The following is a 16,169-nucleotide window of genomic DNA, read 5'->3' as shown; positions in this document are numbered from 1 at the left end:
AACGCCGCTCGCAAGAAGCGCGAAGAGAATAAGGGAACAAGAAAATGTCCAAAGTCATCAAGAATGGCACGATCGTCACCGCCGACCGCACATGGAAGGCCGATGTGCTGATGCAGCACGGCAAGATCGTTGCCATCGGTTCGAACCTGCATGGCGACCATGAGTTCGACGCCAGCGGCTGCTATGTGATGCCGGGCGGCATCGACCCGCATACCCATCTCGAAATGCCGTTCATGGGCACCTATTCGGCCGACGATTTCGAGAGCGGTACACGCGCCGCCCTTGCCGGCGGCACGACGATGGTCGTCGATTTCTGTCTGCCGGCGCCGCAGCAGTCTCTGCTCGAGGCCCTGCAGATGTGGGACAACAAGACCTCGAAGGCGTCCTGCGACTATTCCTTCCACATGGCAATCACCTGGTGGGGCAAGCAGGTGTTCGACGAGATGGCCACCGTCGTCGACAGGGGCATTACCTCGTTCAAGCATTTCATGGCCTACAAGGGCGCGTTGATGGTCGACGACGACGAGCTTTATTCGTCGTTCCAGCGCTGCGCCGATCTTGGCGCGCTGCCGCTGGTCCATGCCGAGAATGGCGACGTGGTGGCGGCGCTGTCGCAAAAGCTGCTGGCGGCGGGCAACAGCGGCCCGGAGGGACACGCCTATTCGCGGCCGCCGGAAGTCGAAGGCGAGGCGACCAACCGCGCCATCATGATCGCCGACATGGCCGGCGTGCCGCTCTATGTCGTGCATGTCTCCTGCGAGCAGGCGCACGAAGCCATCCGCCGGGCGCGCCAGAAGGGCATGCGGGTATTCGGCGAGCCGCTGATCCAGCACCTGACGCTGGACGAGAGCGAATATTTCAACAAGGACTGGGACCATGCGGCGCGCCGCGTCATGAGCCCGCCCTTCCGCAACAAATTGCACCAGGATTCGCTGTGGGCCGGCCTGCAGGCCGGCTCGCTGCAAGTGGTGGCGACCGACCATTGTGCCTTCACCACCAAACAGAAGCGCAACGGCGTCGGCGACTTCACCAAGATTCCGAACGGCACGGGCGGGCTCGAAGATCGTTTGCCGGTGCTGTGGACGACCGGCGTCAAAACCGGCCGGCTGACGATGAACGAGTTCGTCGCGGTGACCTCGACCAACATCGCCAAGATCCTCAACATGTATCCGAAGAAGGGCGCCATCGTCGAAGGCGCGGACGCCGACATCCTCGTCTGGGACCCCAGCGCCAAGAAGAAGATTACGGCCAAGAAGCAGCAGTCGGTGATCGACTACAACGTCTTCGAAGGTTTTGAGGTAACCGGCCTGCCGCGCTTCGTCTTCTCGCGCGGCGAACTGTCGATCGAGGAAAACGAAGTGAAGGCAAAGCCCGGCCATGGCGAGTTCGTTGCTCGCGAGCCGAACGCGGCTGTTAACCGGGCACTGTCGACCTGGAAGGAGATTTCCGCGCCGCGCAAGGTGGAACGGACGGGCATCCCGGCGACGGGCGTTTGAGCTTGGTGAGCCAGACAGCGATTATCTCGATGGCCGCGGTGATCCTTGCCGCCGGGCCGGCGGCTGACGTCCTTGCCGGTTCCTTTGGCAATGAGGTCGGTTGCGCTGGTGTACGGCTCGGTTATCAGGACAGCGACGATTATGTTGTGCTGACCGCCGACGGCATCGAAACCTATGGCAGCGGCTGCCAGTTCGCACAGCGATTGACGACGGCGCCTGGCACCCTGTTGTTGAGCTCCACCTGTTTCGCCGAGGGCGAGGAGGGCACCACCACGGATGTCGTCAAGGTCATCAACAGAGGAGGGGACGGTTTCTTCGTGACCATTCCCGGCCTTGAGGAGATAGGGCCGCTGAAATCATGTTCGTGACGGTGCCGATGACGGCCGCTGCCTCGATGCCGGCCTCAGGCGACCAACCCGTCCAGTTCCGGCAGCAGGACGACGCTTTCCTGTTCGTTGGGGTCAGTGCGGGCAATGACCGCCGAGGCGGGGCTGTCGCTGAGATTGGCCGGCAGATGCGGGACGCCGGGGGGAATATAGAAAAGATCGCCGGCCTTGACCACGATATGCTGTTCGAGCCGGTCACCATACCAGGTATGGACCTCGCCGGAGAGCACATAGATCGCGGTTTCATGGTTTTCGTGCATATGCGCCTTGGCGCGGGCGCCCGGCGGCATGGTCAGCAGATGCATGCAGATGCCGGACGACCCGACTGTTTCGGCGGCGATACCGGCGAAATAGCTCAGGCCCTGCTTGCCTTCATAAGAGCTTTCAGGGCGGATAAGATGGCAAGTCGGTTTGGGCGACATCGGGGCAACTCCGGGCGTCTATCTGATGGGGTAAGGGCGAGTAGGACCGGGGCGAATAGAACCGGGGCGAGTAGGACTGGTCGAGTGGAAAACAACATCGGGGTAAAATCAATGGGCTTCCGGCCGCGGCAGTGGCCGGAAGCGACAGGCTTCGGCCGATGACGGGAGCATCGCCAGCCGTTGTTTCGGCAAGCAAGCTTGGCCTGACCTTCCAGACCAATGATGGTCCGGTGCAGGCGCTGTCGAATGTCGACCTGACCATCGGCAAGGGCGAATTCGTGTCCTTCATCGGGCCGTCCGGCTGCGGCAAGACGACGTTGCTGCGCGTCATCGCCGATCTGGAGAAGCCGACATCGGGAGCCATCTCCGTCAACGGCATGACGCCCGAGCAGGCGCGCCAGAGCCGCGCCTATGGCTATGTCTTCCAGGCGGCCGCACTTTATCCATGGCGCACGATCGAGCGCAATGTGGCCCTGCCGCTGGAGATCATGGGCCTGTCCAGGGCGGAGCAGGCGGCGCGCATCAAGCGAACCCTCGACCTCGTCAACCTCAGCGGCTTCGAGAAGAAATACCCCTGGCAGCTTTCGGGCGGCATGCAGCAGCGCGCCTCGATCGCGCGGGCGCTCGCCTTCGACGCCGACCTTTTGTTGATGGACGAACCTTTTGGCGCGCTCGACGAGATCGTGCGCGACCACCTCAACGAACAGCTGCTGGAGCTTTGGGAGCGGACCAACAAGACTATCTGCTTCGTCACCCATTCGATCCCCGAGGCGGTCTATCTGTCGACGCGCATTGTCGTCATGTCGCCTCGCCCGGGGCGTGTCAGCGATGTCATAGAATCGACGCTGCCGAAAAAGCGGCCGCTCGATATCCGCGAGACGCCGGAGTTCCTGGCCATCGCGGCACGCGTGCGCGACGGGCTGAGGGCGGGACACAGCTATGATGATTGAGGCGCAGGACAGGATTCCGGCTTCGCCTAACGACGAAGCGGCCACCCGCGCCTTCGTCATCCTAGGGCGGAGCCGCCGCGAAGCGGCGTGCGCAGACCCTAGGATCCATGCCGCGACGTCGGCCGAAGGGCGCAAACAGTCGAGAATAAGCGCCGGGCAAGCCACGGGCGCTGTTCCCTCCAGAGAGGGAGCAATGTTCCGCATCCTTGCGGAGCGGGAAGGTAACGGCATGGATCCTAGGGTCTGCGCCGCGTCGCTTCGCTCCTTGCTCCGCCCTAGGATGACGAAAGCGTGGTTGGCCGCGCTCTCGATATGCGCCGCTTCGCGGCTGCTCCGCCTTTGGAGGACGAAAGAAACGATTGCCGGGGCGAAAGTACGCGGCCTCCGCTTCGCTCCGGCCACCCTCTCCCCGCTGGGGAGAGGAGGGCGCGTATCCGGCGAGGCCTTCTAGATGGATTCCTTCCGTGACAAGCTCGTTCCGGTGACCTCGATCCTCCTGGGCGTGGTCGTCGTCTGGTACGTCATGGCGGTCATCCTCAACGCGCCGTTCCAGCGCGATCTCGACCGCCGCGCCAATCAGACGCCGGGCGTTGTGGAATTCATCGGCAAGACGCTGGCGCAGCCGAAGCCGACGCTGCCGGCGCCGCATCAGGTGGCGGTGAATTTCTTCGAAAACACCTTTTTGCGCAGTGTCACCTCAAGCCGGAGCCTGGTCTACAATGCCTGGGTAACGCTGTCGTCGACGCTGCTCGGCTTTGCCTTCGGCACAGCGCTCGGCATCGTCATCGCCGTCGGCATCGTGCATGTGGCGACGCTCGACCGCAGCCTGATGCCGTGGATCATCGCCTCGCAGACCATTCCGATCCTGGCGGTGGCGCCGATGATCATTGTCGTGCTGGCGGCGGTCGACATCACCGGGCTTATCCCGAAGGCGCTGATCTCGACCTATCTGTCGTTCTTCCCTGTGGCGGTTGGCATGGTGAAGGGGCTTCGCTCGCCCGAGCTCACCCATCTCGACCTGATGCACACCTATAATGCCAGCCCCTCGCAGACCTTCTGGAAATTGCGGGTGCCGGCTTCGGTGCCGTTCCTGTTCACCTCGATGAAGGTGGCTGTGGCCGCCAGCCTGGTTGGCGCCATCGTCGGCGAGCTGCCGACCGGTGCCGTCGCCGGCATCGGCGCCAAACTGCTCGCCGGCGCCTATTACAGCCAGACCATCGACATCTGGTCGGCTCTGGTTGCCGGCTCCGTGGTGGCGGCGCTGCTGGTTATGCTGGTCGGCATTGCCGGGCGCCTAGTCGACCGCGCCATGGGCGGGAGGCCGGCATGAGCTCGCTCCTGAGCCTTTCCTCAATCACCCCCCGATCCTGGCAAGGTTATGCCGCGCTTGTCCTGCTTGTCGGCGCGCTGCTTCTTTGGCCGCTCGTCAGTGCTACGCCCGGTTACGGCATGGCGACTACGGTTTTGATTTTCATTTTGCTGCTCGTGGCAATCGAGGCCGACAACTTTCCACCGATGATAGGGGTGGTGTTGCTGTTCCTTGGCGCGCATGGCGCAGCGTGGATGCTGCTCGCCGGCATAACCGGCAATGAGGGCAGCGCTCGCGCATCCTTCTATCTGCTGCTCGTCGCGGCGTGGTTTTTGGCCTGGCGCTGCGTAACGGTCTTGTCGTCGTTTCGCCCGATTTCGCGCTGGGCGTCAACCGCCCTGCGCCTGATCATACCGGCCATCTTCGGCGCCTGGATCCTGATCATCTGGGAAGCGGTGACGCGTGGTGCCGGCATTCCCTTCATCCTGTTGCCGCCGCCAAGCGCCATCGGTGCACGCATCGTCGGCTCGCTGCCGGTGCTGGGGGCCGATGTCAGGCAGACCATCTTCAAGGCGGTCATCTTCGGCTATGTGGTGGGCAGCGGCGCCGGCTTCCTCGTTGCCATCGCCGCCGACCGCGTGCCGTTCCTGCGGCGCGGGCTTCTGCCGATCGGCAATATGGTGTCGGCGCTGCCGATCATCGGTGTCGCGCCGATCATGGTCATGTGGTTCGGCTTCGACTGGCAGTCGAAGGCAGCGGTGGTCATCATCATGACCTTCTTCCCGATGCTGGTGAACACCGTCGCCGGGCTTGCCGCCTCCGGCCATATGGAGCGCGACCTGATGCGCACCTATGCCTCGAGCTACTGGCAGACGCTGTTCAAGCTGCGGCTGCCGGCGGCGGCACCCTTCATCTTCAATGCGTTGAAGATCAATTCGACGCTGGCGCTGATCGGCGCCATCGTCGCCGAGTTCTTCGGCACGCCGGTGGTCGGCATGGGATTCCGCATTTCGACGGAAGTCGGGCGGATGAACATCGACATGGTGTGGGCGGAAATCGCAGTTGCAGCACTTGCGGGTTCGGTCTTTTATGGCGTGGTCGCTCTTTTCGAGAGAGCAATCACGTTTTGGCATCCCTCTGTCCGTGGTGGATAGGGGCGGTGGGTTTAGGGCGCTAACTTCAGAGGGTAAAAACATGAAAAGACTTGTTGTTTCGATGCTGGCCGGCGCGATGTCGCTTGCCGCGTTCCAGGCGATGGCCGCAGACAAGGTGACGCTGCAGCTGAAATGGGTCACCCAGGCACAGTTCGCCGGCTATTATGTCGCCAAGGCCAAGGGTTTCTATGAAGCCGAGGGCCTCGACGTCGACATCAAGCCCGGCGGCCCGGACATTGCACCGGAGCAGGTTATTGCCGGCGGCGGCGCCGACGTCATCGTCGACTGGATGGGCGGTGCGCTGGCTGCGCGCGAGAAGGGCGTGCCGCTGGTCAACATCGCCCAGCCGTTCAAGAAGGCCGGCATGGAGCTGGTCTGCCCGAAGGACGGCCCGATCAAGACCGAAGCCGACTTCAAGGGCCACACTCTCGGCGTCTGGTTCTTCGGCAACGAGTATCCGTTCTATGCCTGGATGAACAAGCTTGGCCTCAAGACCGATGGCGGGCCGGACGGCGTCACCGTGCTCAAGCAGAGCTTTGACGTGCAGCCGCTGATCCAGAAGCAGGCGGATTGCATTTCGGTCATGACCTACAACGAATACTGGCAGCTCATCGACGCCGGCTACAAGCCGGAAGAGCTGACCGTCTTCAACTATTCCGCCATGGGCAATGATCTGCTCGAAGACGGGCTCTATGCATTGGAGGACAAGCTCAAGGATACGGCCTTCGAGGACAAGATGGTGCGTTTTGTGCGCGCTTCGATGAAGGGTTGGAAATACGCCGTCGACAATTCCGACGAGGCGGCCGGCATCGTCATGGACAATGGCGGCCAGGACGAGAACCACCAGAAGCGGATGATGGGCGAAGTCGCCAAGCTGATCGACAATGCCGATGGCAAGCTCGATCCGGCGACCTACGAGCGCACCGCCAAGGCGCTGCTTGACCAGAAGATCATCAGCAAGGAGCCTACCGGCGCCTACACGACGGCGATCACCGACAAGGCCATCAAATAGAGCTATCAAGCAGGCTCTGTTGGAAGACGAAAAGGGGCGGGCGACCGCCCCTTTTAGTGGGATGTAAAATGAACGTTACCGGCGGAAACATCCGCTCGCAAAATCGTTGTGCCAGTGCATCCGCCTCAAGGGTGTCACAACGGAGGTTTTCCATGCGCATCCAGTCCTTCACGCCGATGCTTTCGGCGCTGGCCATTTCTGCAGCCATCTTCTCTGCTTCACCGGCCTTGGCCGAAACTATAAAGATGACGGCGACGCTCGATGGTGCTCAACAGAACCCGCCCGTCACCACGAAGGGCAAGGGCACCGCCACGCTCAGGTTCAACACCGCCACCAAGAAACTTAGCTGGACCGTGAGATATTCCGGTCTCAGCGGACCGGCGAAGGCCGCACACATTCACGGCCCGGCGGCAAAGGGTGAAAACGCCGACCCGGTGGTGCCGTTCGAAGGCAAGCTGAAGAGCCCGATCAAGGGTTCGGCGACATTGACCGATGCCCAGGCCACCGACCTGGAGGCTGGCAAATATTACGTCAATATCCACACCGCGGCCCACGCCGACGGTGAGATCCGGGGTCAAATCGAGAAGGCGATGTAGCGCCGGTCATTCTGCCGATAGAGGGGCGGGCGACCGCCCCTCTACCGGATCATGACTTTTCCCGTATCTGGGTCATTGTCCGCATCGGCGTAATCGCCTCGGGGTCGAGCCTGATCTCGATGATCGACGGCTTGCCGCTGGCCCGCGCTCGCTCGAAGGCCGCGGCGAAGTCGGCGGTCTTTTCCACCGTCTCGCCATGGCCGCCGTAAGCGCGGGCAAGAGCGGCGAAATCCGGATTCGTCAAATCCGTGGCGACGACACGGCCGGGATATTCGCGCTCCTGATGCATGCGGATGGTGCCGTAGATGCCATTGTTGACGACGATGACGATGATCGGCAGCCCGTATTGCACGGCGGTGGCGAATTCCTGGCCGTTCATCAGGAAACAGCCGTCGCCGGCGAAGGCAATCACGTCGCGGTCGGGGAAAAGCTGCTTGGCGGCGACCGCCGCCGGCGTGCCGTAACCCATCGAGCCGGATGTGGGTGCTGCCTGCGTGCCGAAATGCCGGAAGCGATGGTAACGATGTACCCAGGTGGCGTAGTTGCCGGCACCGTTGGTGAGGATGGCGTCGTCCGGCAGCATCGTTTCGAGATAATTCATGATCGGCCCCATCTGCACGGCGCCGGGGCCGCTCTCCGGAGGCGTCGACCAGTCGAGATAGGCGGCGTGCAGCTTCGCTGCCTCCGCCGCCCACACCGGCGTTGCGGCCGGCTTGCGTTTGGCAAAGGCTTCGACGAAAGCGGCAGGCGAGGCATTGATCGCCAGCGCCGGCCGGTAGACGCGGCCGAGCTCGCCGGCGTCGGCATGGATATGGACCAGCGTCTGGTCGGGGTAGGGGCTCTTCAACAGCGTGTAGTCGGATGACGGCATCTCGCCCATGCGGCCGCCGATGAGCAGTACAAGGTCGGCCTGCTTGATGGCGGTTGCTACTTTGGGATTGATGCCGATGCCGACATCGCCGGCATAGTTCGGGTGGAGATGGTCGAACAGCATCTGGCGGCGGAAGGAACAGCCGACCGGCAGCGACCAGGCTTCGGCTATCGTCCGCATCTGTGCAACGGCCTGCGCGTCCCAGCGCGTGCCGCCAAGGATGACGAAGGGCCGCTTTGCCTTGTTGAGCAACACGTCCAGCGCGTCGAGGTCGGCTTCGCCAGGCCGCGTCTCGACAGGGGTGTAATGCTGGGCTTCCGGTGCCTCGGCGAGGCTGGTCAGTATGTCCTCGGGCAGCGAGATGACGACCGGGCCCGGGCGGCCGGAGGTCGCCACCGAAAAAGCGCGTGTGACGAATTCGGGGATGCGTGCGGCGTCGTCGATCTCGACCACCCATTTGGCGATATCGCCGAAGAACCTGACGTAGTCGACCTCCTGGAAGGCCTCGCGCCCCTTGGCGTGGCTGGCGACCTGGCCGATGAACAGGATGAGGGGGACCGAATCCTGCATGGCGATGTGGATGCCGGCCGAGGCATTGGTGGCGCCGGGGCCGCGGGTGACGAAGCAGATGCCGGGCCTGCCGGTCAGGCGGCCATGGCAGTCGGCCATCATTGCGGCGCCGCCCTCCTGGCGGCAGACGATAGTGCGGATCGGCGAATCATGCAGCGCGTCGAGCACCGCCAGATAGGATTCGCCAGGTACGCAATAGATATGGTCCGTTCCGTTGGCTTCGAGCGCATCGACGATGAGTTGTCCGCCGGTCTTCATTTTCCTGACCTCTCCAGTTCGGCAAGGATTTCTTCGGTGTGTTCGCCGAGACGCGGCGACGGGCGCTCATAGACCAGTGGCGTGCCGGACATGACCATCGGCGCCCGGACCGAGGGCAAGAGATTGCCATGGCCGTCATCGAGGTCGAGCCGCATGCCTCGCGCGATGGTCTGGGGGTCGGCAAACATCTGGCCGATGTTGTTGATCGGGCTGGCCGGCACTCCGGCGGCTTCGAGCCTGGCCAGCAGCGGGTCGCGATCGAAGGCTTTCAGCGCCTCGATCATGTGCTCGCGCAACTTTGCCCGGTTGGCGACGCGGGCGGGATTGGTGGCGAAGTCAGGGTTCGACGCCAGCTCGTCGAGGCCGACGGCAGCGCAGAACTTTGCGAACTGGCCGTCATTGCCGACCGCCAGGATGATGTGGCCATTCTTCACCGGCACCACTTCGTAGGGCGCGATGTTCATATGCGCATTGCCCATCTGCACCGGCGACTGTCCGGAGACGAGATAGTTGAGGTTCTGGTTGCCGAGCGTCGAGATCTGGGTGTCGTAGAGCGCCATGTCGATATGCTGGCCTTCGCCGGTCTTCTCGGCATGGCGAAGCGCCGCCTGGATGGCGATGACCGAATAAAGCCCGGTGAAAACATCTGAAATAGCGACGCCGGCCTTCTGCGGTTCGCGGCCGGCTTCGCCGGTGATCGACATCATGCCGGCCATGCCCTGGATGATGAAATCATAGCCGGCACGCGGCGCATACGGTCCCGACTGGCCAAAACCGGTGATCGAGCAATAGATCAGCCGTGGGTTGATTTTCCTCAGGCTGTCATAGTCGAGGCCGTATTTCTTAAGCCCGCCGACCTTGAAGTTTTCGATCAGCACGTCCGATGTCGCGACCAGCCGGCGCACCGTCTCGGCGCCCTCGGGCGTCGAGAAGTCGATGGCGATGGAGCGCTTGCCGCGGTTGCAGGAATGGTAATAAGCGGCCGAAAGGTTCTCGCCGTCATGGCCGATGACAAAGGGCGGTCCCCATTTGCGGGTGTCGTCGCCGCCGTCCGGGCTTTCGACCTTGATCACGTCGGCGCCGAGGTCGGCAAGCAGCTGCCCGGCCCATGGCCCGGCGAGGATACGTGCGAGTTCGATGACGCGGATGCCTTTGAGCGGAGGCTCAGTCATGGATCACCGTGGTTGATCGAAAGCGCAGCCTCTATCAATCCCGCGCGCCGCTGTCACGGCCCTTGCAATGGGCCAGTATCACTGTGCCCTCAGCACGCGGTCGGCCCAGGCGGCAAAATCCTCCATGATGATGTCTCGGTTGATCTCGTTCAGGCTTTCGTGGCGGGTTTTGGCGTAAACCTTTGACACGAGATTCGAAAAGCCCATCATGTGCATTCGGCCGGCAAGATGGCTGACCGCCTTGCCGCCGTCCGAGGCCGGATCGTGCTCGCCTCCGACCAGGTTGACGGACAGGTCGCGCCGCACGCCGGAAAAATTGCTGTCGCTGCCGCAATGCAGCGTCATCTTGACGATGTCCTGCCACATCGACACCGACGCATCCCAGCCGCAAAGCGGGTCGGCGATGTATTTCTCGACTTCTATGGCATCGCGCGACAGCCAGTCGAACGGCGTCCGGTGATTGGGCACGGCCTTGCCCCAGGCCCGGAACGTCAGCCGGGGCAGCAGGCGCGACGGCACGTCTGAGCCAAGCCGGAACTTTTCCCAACCAAGCATGCCCAGCGCGATTTGGCCGAGCAGTCCGGCCGAGAAATTGCCGTTCCAGATCGCGGCGGCGTGGATGCGCGCCGAGTGGCGGAGAACAAAGTTCAGTGCGACCGACGCGCCCAAGGAATGGCCGAAGACGATGACCGGCAGGCCGGGCCGTTCCGTGGCGATCAGATCGTGGACGGCGGCGACATCGGCGATGACCTTGGCGCCGCCATCCGCATCGGCGAACCTGCCGGGTGGCGCGTCCGGCGCCTTGGTGGCGCCATGGCCACGGTGGTCGTGCGCGTAGACCTGGTAGCCGCGCTCGCCGAGGAAAGCGGCGAAGCGGGCATAGCGCGCGGCGTGCTCGGCCAGTCCGTGATTGATCTGGATGACTGCGCGCGGTTGGCCGATGGCGTGTTTCACATAAAGGTTGAGCTCGGCGCCGGTCGGCGATGCCAGCATCCTCTGCTCGTCAAATGGCATGTCTCGCTCCCGTCGGCGACTGTTGGGCGACGCAGCGATCGACGTCAAGGGACGGTGCCCATTCGGCCGCAGTTGACAGCATGCTGTCAATGTGATTGCATGACAGCATGCTGTCAAATGGTCAGCAGCAGATTGGGGATATGACTATGAAAACCACCGGGGCCATTTCGCGGCGTGCAATCTTGCTGGCGGCCTTCGCCTTTACGACGGCCACCCTGCTGCCAGGGATTGCTGCGTTCAGTCAGGAAACCAGGGAGATCACCATGATGACGTCCACCGTTCCGGGCCCGCAAGGCCAGCTTGCCACTTATAGGATCAACGCCGGCAATGGCCTGCCGATCATGTTCCTGCATGGAGATTGCAGCCGCGCTTCCCACTGGGACCGGGTGATGCAGCTCTCCGTCGAAGGCCGCGAGGCGGTAGCCTTCGATTTTCGCGGCCATGGCGCCTCCGCGCCGGCGCAGGACGGTGACTATGGCTATGACGGCCGTGCAATGGATGTCGGCGCCGTGGCCGACGCGTTTGGCCTGAAGCGGTTTCTCATTGTCGCGCACAGCGGCGGTGGTGGCGTGGCGCTCGCTTATGCCGCCAGCCATGCCGACCGGGTCGCCGGTGTCTTGCTCGTCGACCCGGCGACCGATCCTCGTGCGCTGCCGCAGGCGATTCGTGACGGCTTTGTCCGCGATCTGGCCGGTCCGCAAGGCCGCGATGTCCTGAACGCCTACTACACGTCGATTGCCGGCCCTAACGCGGCTGTTCGCCAGCGTGTTCTGGCCGATGCGGCAGTGGTCGATCCGGCGGCGAGGGCAGGTGTCGGCAAGGCACTGGCCGAATGGAACTCGGAGCCGGCACTCAATGCGTATCGCGGGCCGATGTTCGTATTGGCTACCGAGGCTAGTGACACTCCAGTCGCGCTCTACCGGCTGCGCACGGACATTCCGCGCCAGATCGTGGCGGGCAGCGGCCATTGGGTGATGCTCGACAAGCCCGAGGTCGTAGCCGAAGCCGTCAACAATTTCGTCGCGACCATCGAGGCCGGCCAGAAATGACGACCAGGACCGAAGCCGCAAATGTGCTCACCGATCTGGTGCTTGCCGTGTTCAGGCTGAACGGCAGTTTTCTGGATGCGGCCGACCGGCTGGCCGCTCCAACCGGGCTGACGGCAGCGCGCTGGCAGGTTTTGGGTGCGGTTTTGAAGGAGCCGAAATCCGTGGCCGACATCGCCCGCGACATGGGCCTCGCCCGTCAGAGCGTACAGCGGCTGGCCGACATACTGGCTGCGGAGGGGCTTGCTGCCTATGCCGACAACCCGGCGCATCGCCGCGCCAAGCTGTTGTCGATAACCGATACCGGCTGGGCAGCGGTCAAGAATATCGGCACACGCCAGCATGTTTGGGCGAACCGCGTTTCGGAGGGTATGGACGCCGACGCGCTGAAAGCCTCGCTTGATCTGCTGCGCACCCTGACAGAACGGGTGGAGGCGGGCGGATCCTGATCGACTACGCGAGAGCCGTCTCAATGCGCTGGCGATTGTTTTTACGGCCGGCGAAAGAAATCGTAATTCTGACATGTCGCAAGTTTCTAGCTTGCCGCGTGAATCACGAGGAGTGCCGGAATGCGGATTTGGGCGATATGGGGGGCGGTGTTTCTTGCGTTTGCTGGCGCAAGCGCGGCGCGGGCCGATGTGAAGATGACCGGCTCTTTCGTCGCCGATTCCGCCTGTCCGGCAACGCAGGCGATCAAGAGCGGCAAGAACCCCGGCAACATATCGACTGCGGCTGGCCAGAGCTACGATCTGCTGGCCGGCAACAAGGACGCGCCCACGCACTATCTCATTCGGGTGCCGGGCGCCGATCCGGAGCGCCGCTGGGTCAAGATCAGTTGCGGCCATGTTTCGGGTGGCAATGCGTCGGCGATGCCGGCTGCACCGGCACCTGCCGAGCCGAACAAGCCATCGGCGTCCGGAAAGCCGGAATATGTCTTCGCGCTGAGCTGGCAGCCGGCTTTCTGCGAGACCAAATCCAGCAAGACCGAATGCCGGGCGCAGACCGCCGCCGGTTTCGATGCGACCCACTTCACCTTGCATGGGTTGTGGCCGCAGCCGAACGGAAATTTCTATTGCCAGGTCGCGGCAAGCGACAAGGCGAACGACGATCCAGCGCACTGGCGGGATTTGCCGCCGGTCACGCTGGACCCGAATACGCGAGCGGAACTCGACCAGGTGATGCCGGGCACCGCATCCGCCCTCGAAAGGCATGAATGGATCAAGCACGGCACCTGCTACGGCAAGAGCCAGCAGGAGTATTTCGCCGACGCCTTGAACCTGATGCGCGCGGTGAATGCTTCGCCGGTGCGCGATCTCTTCACCAGAAGCATCGGCAAGCAGCTTACGTCCGATCAGATCCGCAGCACCTTCGACAGCGCGTTCGGCAAAGGCGCGGGCGACCGGGTCCGCGTGTCCTGCGTGATCGATCCTTCGAACGGCAGGCGGCTGATCGGCGAGCTGACGCTCGGCCTGACCGGCCCGATCGCCTCGAACGCTTCGCTCGGTACCCTGCTGCTTGCCTCGGCGCCGACAACCAAGGCCGGCTGCCCGAAGGGCACGGTCGATGCCGTCGGGTTCCAGTAAACAGGCCGAACGCGACTGTCGCTTTGCGCCGGGGATGGTATGATCCCGCGGGTATCATTCGCAGGGGGTGGCGATGAGTGGCATGACGAGCGGCGCGCTGGCGCGGCTGGCGTTCTGGGCCAAGGGCATGACGGCGATCCGCGACGGCCATATGGAATGGCCGGGCTTTTCCTACTCCGAAGTCGAGTGGGTGCGCATGACCACGCTCGCCAAACCCGTCGGCGGCGGCACGTACCAATTGTTCACGCTGGTCAACGCGGCGATCTTCATCGCCATTGCCGCGCTCGGGATCTTCTGTGTCTTCCTGCCGCTGGCGGCGCTGCTGTTCCCGGTACCGGCCGAAACCAGTGCGCTCAAGTTTTCGCTGCTCCTGGCGGCATGCGCCTTCCTGATCATCGGCATCGGCCTGCCGATTTCGCTGCGTCTTTCGGCCGCGCTGGTCGCGCCGAAGGCAATGCGGGCCGCGCTTGTCGCCGTGCCCGGCGACCAGGCGCTTGCGGCAAAAGTGTCATGGCAGATCAACCGGATCACGCTCGTGCTCTGCGGCCTGTTGGTGCCGGGCATCCTTCTGTTCATCGCCTACGATATCGAAGCCGGCCCGATTATTACCGCGTTGAAATGGCTGGCGATCGCGCTGGTGGCGGTTTCGGTTGCGATCGGCGGATGGCAGCGGCGCAAACAATCCTGATTGCCCCAAGCAAAGGCCAGAGTAGCGTTACGCGCCGGCGCTGCGCTCCGGCCTAGTCCATGTGTTGCGGCCGTCTGCTTCGCTGCCGCCCGGTTCGCCGACAACGCGATCGCGCCCCGTCGATTTGGCCTTGTAGAGACGCTGGTCGGCGAGCGCGAAGAGATCGGCAAGGCAACGGGTGGTCTCGCTGACCGTCGAGATGCCGGCGCTGACGGTGATGTCGAACCGGCTGGTGCTTGCGGACGTCTTGACCGCTTGCCTGACGGTTTCGCCCAGCAGCCTGGCGAGCGGCTGCGGACGCCAGCCGAGGATGGCGAATTCCTCGCCGCCGATCCTGAACAGTTGATCTTCGGTCCCGACAAGTTCGCCAAGCAAAATCGCCAGGGCTTTCAGCACCTTGTCGCCCTCGGCATGGCCGAAGCGGTCATTGATCGATTTGAAGTGGTCGACATCGATGATCAGCAGGCTGAGCGGCCTGGCGGTCCGCAGGCTGGTTGCCACGGAGGCCTCGCCTTCGCTGTCGAAGCGACCCCTTTGCAGCAGGCCGGTGAGGCCGTCGCGACCGACGTGCTCGACCAGCGCTTCATAGCGCTCGCGATAGGTCAGCGTGTCGAAAATGTCGGAAAGCCCACGCGGCGCCGGCACCTGCCGTGCCTCGAACCACCTGATATAGGCGACCAGCATGGTGCTGTAGATCAGGGCCGCTGCCATCTTGGCGAACCAGCCGCCGAAGAACACCGCCACCGGCGCACCGGTGACGAAATGCAGCGCCGTGAAAAAACCTGCCTGATCGAAGGTGAGCACGCAGGCGACGGAGACTAGGATTCGGGTGAAAAGCGCCTTGCGCAGATATTTGCCGAGCTTTTCATAGAGCAGGATAATCAGGATGGCGTCGACGAACAGCAGCGTCGTGCCCCACACCATCAGCCAGCCCATCTCGTCGATAAAGCCGATGTCGGGAAGCTTGCCGTCGGGCAGCGGTGCGATGTCGTGCAGGCGCAGGATCAGCACGAGCCCGATCATCAGGGTATTGCCGAGCAGCAGGCCGTAGATCGGCTGGCGGACGGTTGCCGCGTCCTCCTTGATGTAGAGCAGGAGAAGCATGACCAGCTTGCCGGAAAACAGCACGGCCGAACCCGGCGATACCATGCCGAACGGTAGCGCGACGTAGAAGACGCTGGCGAGATAGGTTTCCAGGAAATGCATGACGCCAAGGGCGCAAACAAAGACGCCGAGGCCGATGCGGCCCCTGAACCGAAAAAGCGTGACCATGATGCCGAAATAGAGAACCGCTTCGGCAAAAAGCAGGAAACTGTTCAGCACGGCCCGATCTCTCTCCCCGAAATCGCGGCTGCCAGCGATTTCCCATCCAACACTGTTTTGACGCGGAATGGTTAACCGGAGCTTTCGCCCGGGCGCCGGCACGAAATGAAGCGGCTAAGCGTTTGCGGGTGCGACCAAATCCGCCTGGGGGCGGTTCATCGTTTCACTGAAACGCTGAACCGCCCCATCTTTTTGTTTTTGACGCAATTCCGGACGGAAAACCGTTTCACACTTTTCCTGGAATTGCTCTAGGGCCAAAACTGTTTGCCGTTCGGGGCCGCATCGCTTACATAGCGCCCAACTTCCATTCAAATCCGAC

General features: G+C 63.0%; 16 protein-coding genes. 11 read left to right on the top strand and 5 right to left on the bottom strand.

What is annotated here, in order from left to right; translation table 11 throughout:
* Window positions 1–44: 44 nt before the first annotated feature.
* Together hydA and NKJ46_RS16345 are read left to right on the top strand one after the other, a co-directional pair.
* A complete protein-coding gene (gene hydA, locus NKJ46_RS16350) occupies window positions 45–1,496 on the top strand; it encodes a dihydropyrimidinase (RefSeq protein ID WP_352564413.1) in 1,452 nt (483 codons plus the stop codon).
* Between the two features lie 5 nt (window positions 1,497–1,501).
* A complete protein-coding gene (locus tag NKJ46_RS16345; RefSeq protein WP_352564415.1) occupies window positions 1,502–1,864 on the top strand; it encodes a hypothetical protein in 363 nt (120 codons plus the stop codon).
* Window positions 1,865–1,899: 35 nt separating this feature from the next.
* Here NKJ46_RS16345 and NKJ46_RS16340 read toward each other — a convergent pair whose 3' ends face one another.
* Window positions 1,900–2,304, bottom strand: coding sequence for a cupin domain-containing protein (locus NKJ46_RS16340; RefSeq protein ID WP_023720850.1), 405 nt, complete (start codon window positions 2,302–2,304; stop codon window positions 1,900–1,902).
* A gap of 158 nt (window positions 2,305–2,462) precedes the next feature.
* On the opposite strand from NKJ46_RS16340, the gene NKJ46_RS16335 reads away from it, so the two are divergent.
* The 5 genes from NKJ46_RS16335 (at window position 2,463) to NKJ46_RS16315 (ending at window position 7,325) form a co-directional block, all read left to right on the top strand.
* Complete coding sequence (locus NKJ46_RS16335; RefSeq protein ID WP_352564417.1) at window positions 2,463–3,254, top strand: ABC transporter ATP-binding protein; 792 nt, start codon at window positions 2,463–2,465, stop codon at window positions 3,252–3,254.
* A 451-nt stretch (window positions 3,255–3,705) separates the two neighbouring features.
* A complete protein-coding gene (locus tag NKJ46_RS16330) occupies window positions 3,706–4,584 on the top strand; it encodes an ABC transporter permease (RefSeq protein ID WP_352665955.1) in 879 nt (292 codons plus the stop codon).
* On the top strand, window positions 4,581–5,717 hold the full coding sequence (locus tag NKJ46_RS16325; protein ID WP_352564421.1) for an ABC transporter permease: 1,137 nt from the start codon (window positions 4,581–4,583) through the stop codon (window positions 5,715–5,717). Before NKJ46_RS16330 ends, NKJ46_RS16325 begins: the two co-directional genes overlap by 4 nt.
* Before the next feature lie 40 nt (window positions 5,718–5,757).
* Window positions 5,758–6,729: an ABC transporter substrate-binding protein gene (locus NKJ46_RS16320; protein ID WP_352564423.1), complete on the top strand. Its 972-nt coding sequence runs from the start codon at window positions 5,758–5,760 to the stop codon at window positions 6,727–6,729.
* 152 nt (window positions 6,730–6,881) lie between these two features.
* Complete coding sequence (locus NKJ46_RS16315; protein WP_352564540.1) at window positions 6,882–7,325, top strand: CHRD domain-containing protein; 444 nt, start codon at window positions 6,882–6,884, stop codon at window positions 7,323–7,325.
* A gap of 49 nt (window positions 7,326–7,374) precedes the next feature.
* Here the strand turns inward: NKJ46_RS16315 and NKJ46_RS16310 are convergent, their stop codons facing one another.
* From NKJ46_RS16310 to NKJ46_RS16300, 3 genes are all read right to left on the bottom strand, one after another.
* On the bottom strand, window positions 7,375–9,024 hold the full coding sequence (locus NKJ46_RS16310) for a thiamine pyrophosphate-binding protein (protein WP_352564425.1): 1,650 nt from the start codon (window positions 9,022–9,024) through the stop codon (window positions 7,375–7,377).
* Window positions 9,021–10,196, bottom strand: a complete 1,176-nt coding sequence (locus tag NKJ46_RS16305; protein WP_352505567.1) for a CaiB/BaiF CoA transferase family protein — start codon at window positions 10,194–10,196, stop codon at window positions 9,021–9,023. Before NKJ46_RS16305 ends, NKJ46_RS16310 begins: the two co-directional genes overlap by 4 nt.
* Window positions 10,197–10,274: 78 nt before the next feature.
* Window positions 10,275–11,210 (bottom strand): alpha/beta fold hydrolase, encoded by a 936-nt coding sequence (locus NKJ46_RS16300; RefSeq protein ID WP_352564426.1) that lies wholly within the window; start codon window positions 11,208–11,210, stop codon window positions 10,275–10,277.
* Window positions 11,211–11,356: 146 nt separating this feature from the next.
* On the opposite strand from NKJ46_RS16300, the gene NKJ46_RS16295 reads away from it, so the two are divergent.
* The 4 genes from NKJ46_RS16295 to NKJ46_RS16280 all read left to right on the top strand — a co-directional run bounded on the left by NKJ46_RS16295 (window position 11,357) and on the right by NKJ46_RS16280 (window position 14,527).
* Window positions 11,357–12,259 carry an alpha/beta fold hydrolase gene (locus NKJ46_RS16295; RefSeq protein WP_352564428.1) on the top strand — a complete coding sequence of 301 codons (903 nt, stop codon included), beginning with the start codon at window positions 11,357–11,359 and terminating at the stop codon, window positions 12,257–12,259.
* Window positions 12,256–12,705, top strand: coding sequence for a MarR family winged helix-turn-helix transcriptional regulator (locus NKJ46_RS16290; protein WP_352665954.1), 450 nt, complete (start codon window positions 12,256–12,258; stop codon window positions 12,703–12,705). Before NKJ46_RS16295 ends, NKJ46_RS16290 begins: the two co-directional genes overlap by 4 nt.
* A 120-nt stretch (window positions 12,706–12,825) precedes the next feature.
* On the top strand, window positions 12,826–13,839 hold the full coding sequence (locus NKJ46_RS16285) for a ribonuclease T2 family protein (protein WP_352564431.1): 1,014 nt from the start codon (window positions 12,826–12,828) through the stop codon (window positions 13,837–13,839).
* A 73-nt stretch (window positions 13,840–13,912) separates the two neighbouring features.
* Window positions 13,913–14,527: a hypothetical protein gene (locus tag NKJ46_RS16280; protein WP_352564433.1), complete on the top strand. Its 615-nt coding sequence runs from the start codon at window positions 13,913–13,915 to the stop codon at window positions 14,525–14,527.
* Between the two features lie 27 nt (window positions 14,528–14,554).
* Here the strand turns inward: NKJ46_RS16280 and NKJ46_RS16275 are convergent, their stop codons facing one another.
* Entirely contained in the window at window positions 14,555–15,850 is a 1,296-nt protein-coding gene (locus NKJ46_RS16275) for a GGDEF domain-containing protein (protein WP_352665953.1), read from the bottom strand.
* Window positions 15,851–16,169: the final 319 nt, after the last annotated feature.

This window comes from Mesorhizobium sp. M0166, assembly GCF_040322255.1.
GTDB lineage: Bacteria > Pseudomonadota > Alphaproteobacteria > Rhizobiales > Rhizobiaceae > Mesorhizobium.
This window is presented reverse-complemented; position numbering and strand designations above follow the sequence as displayed.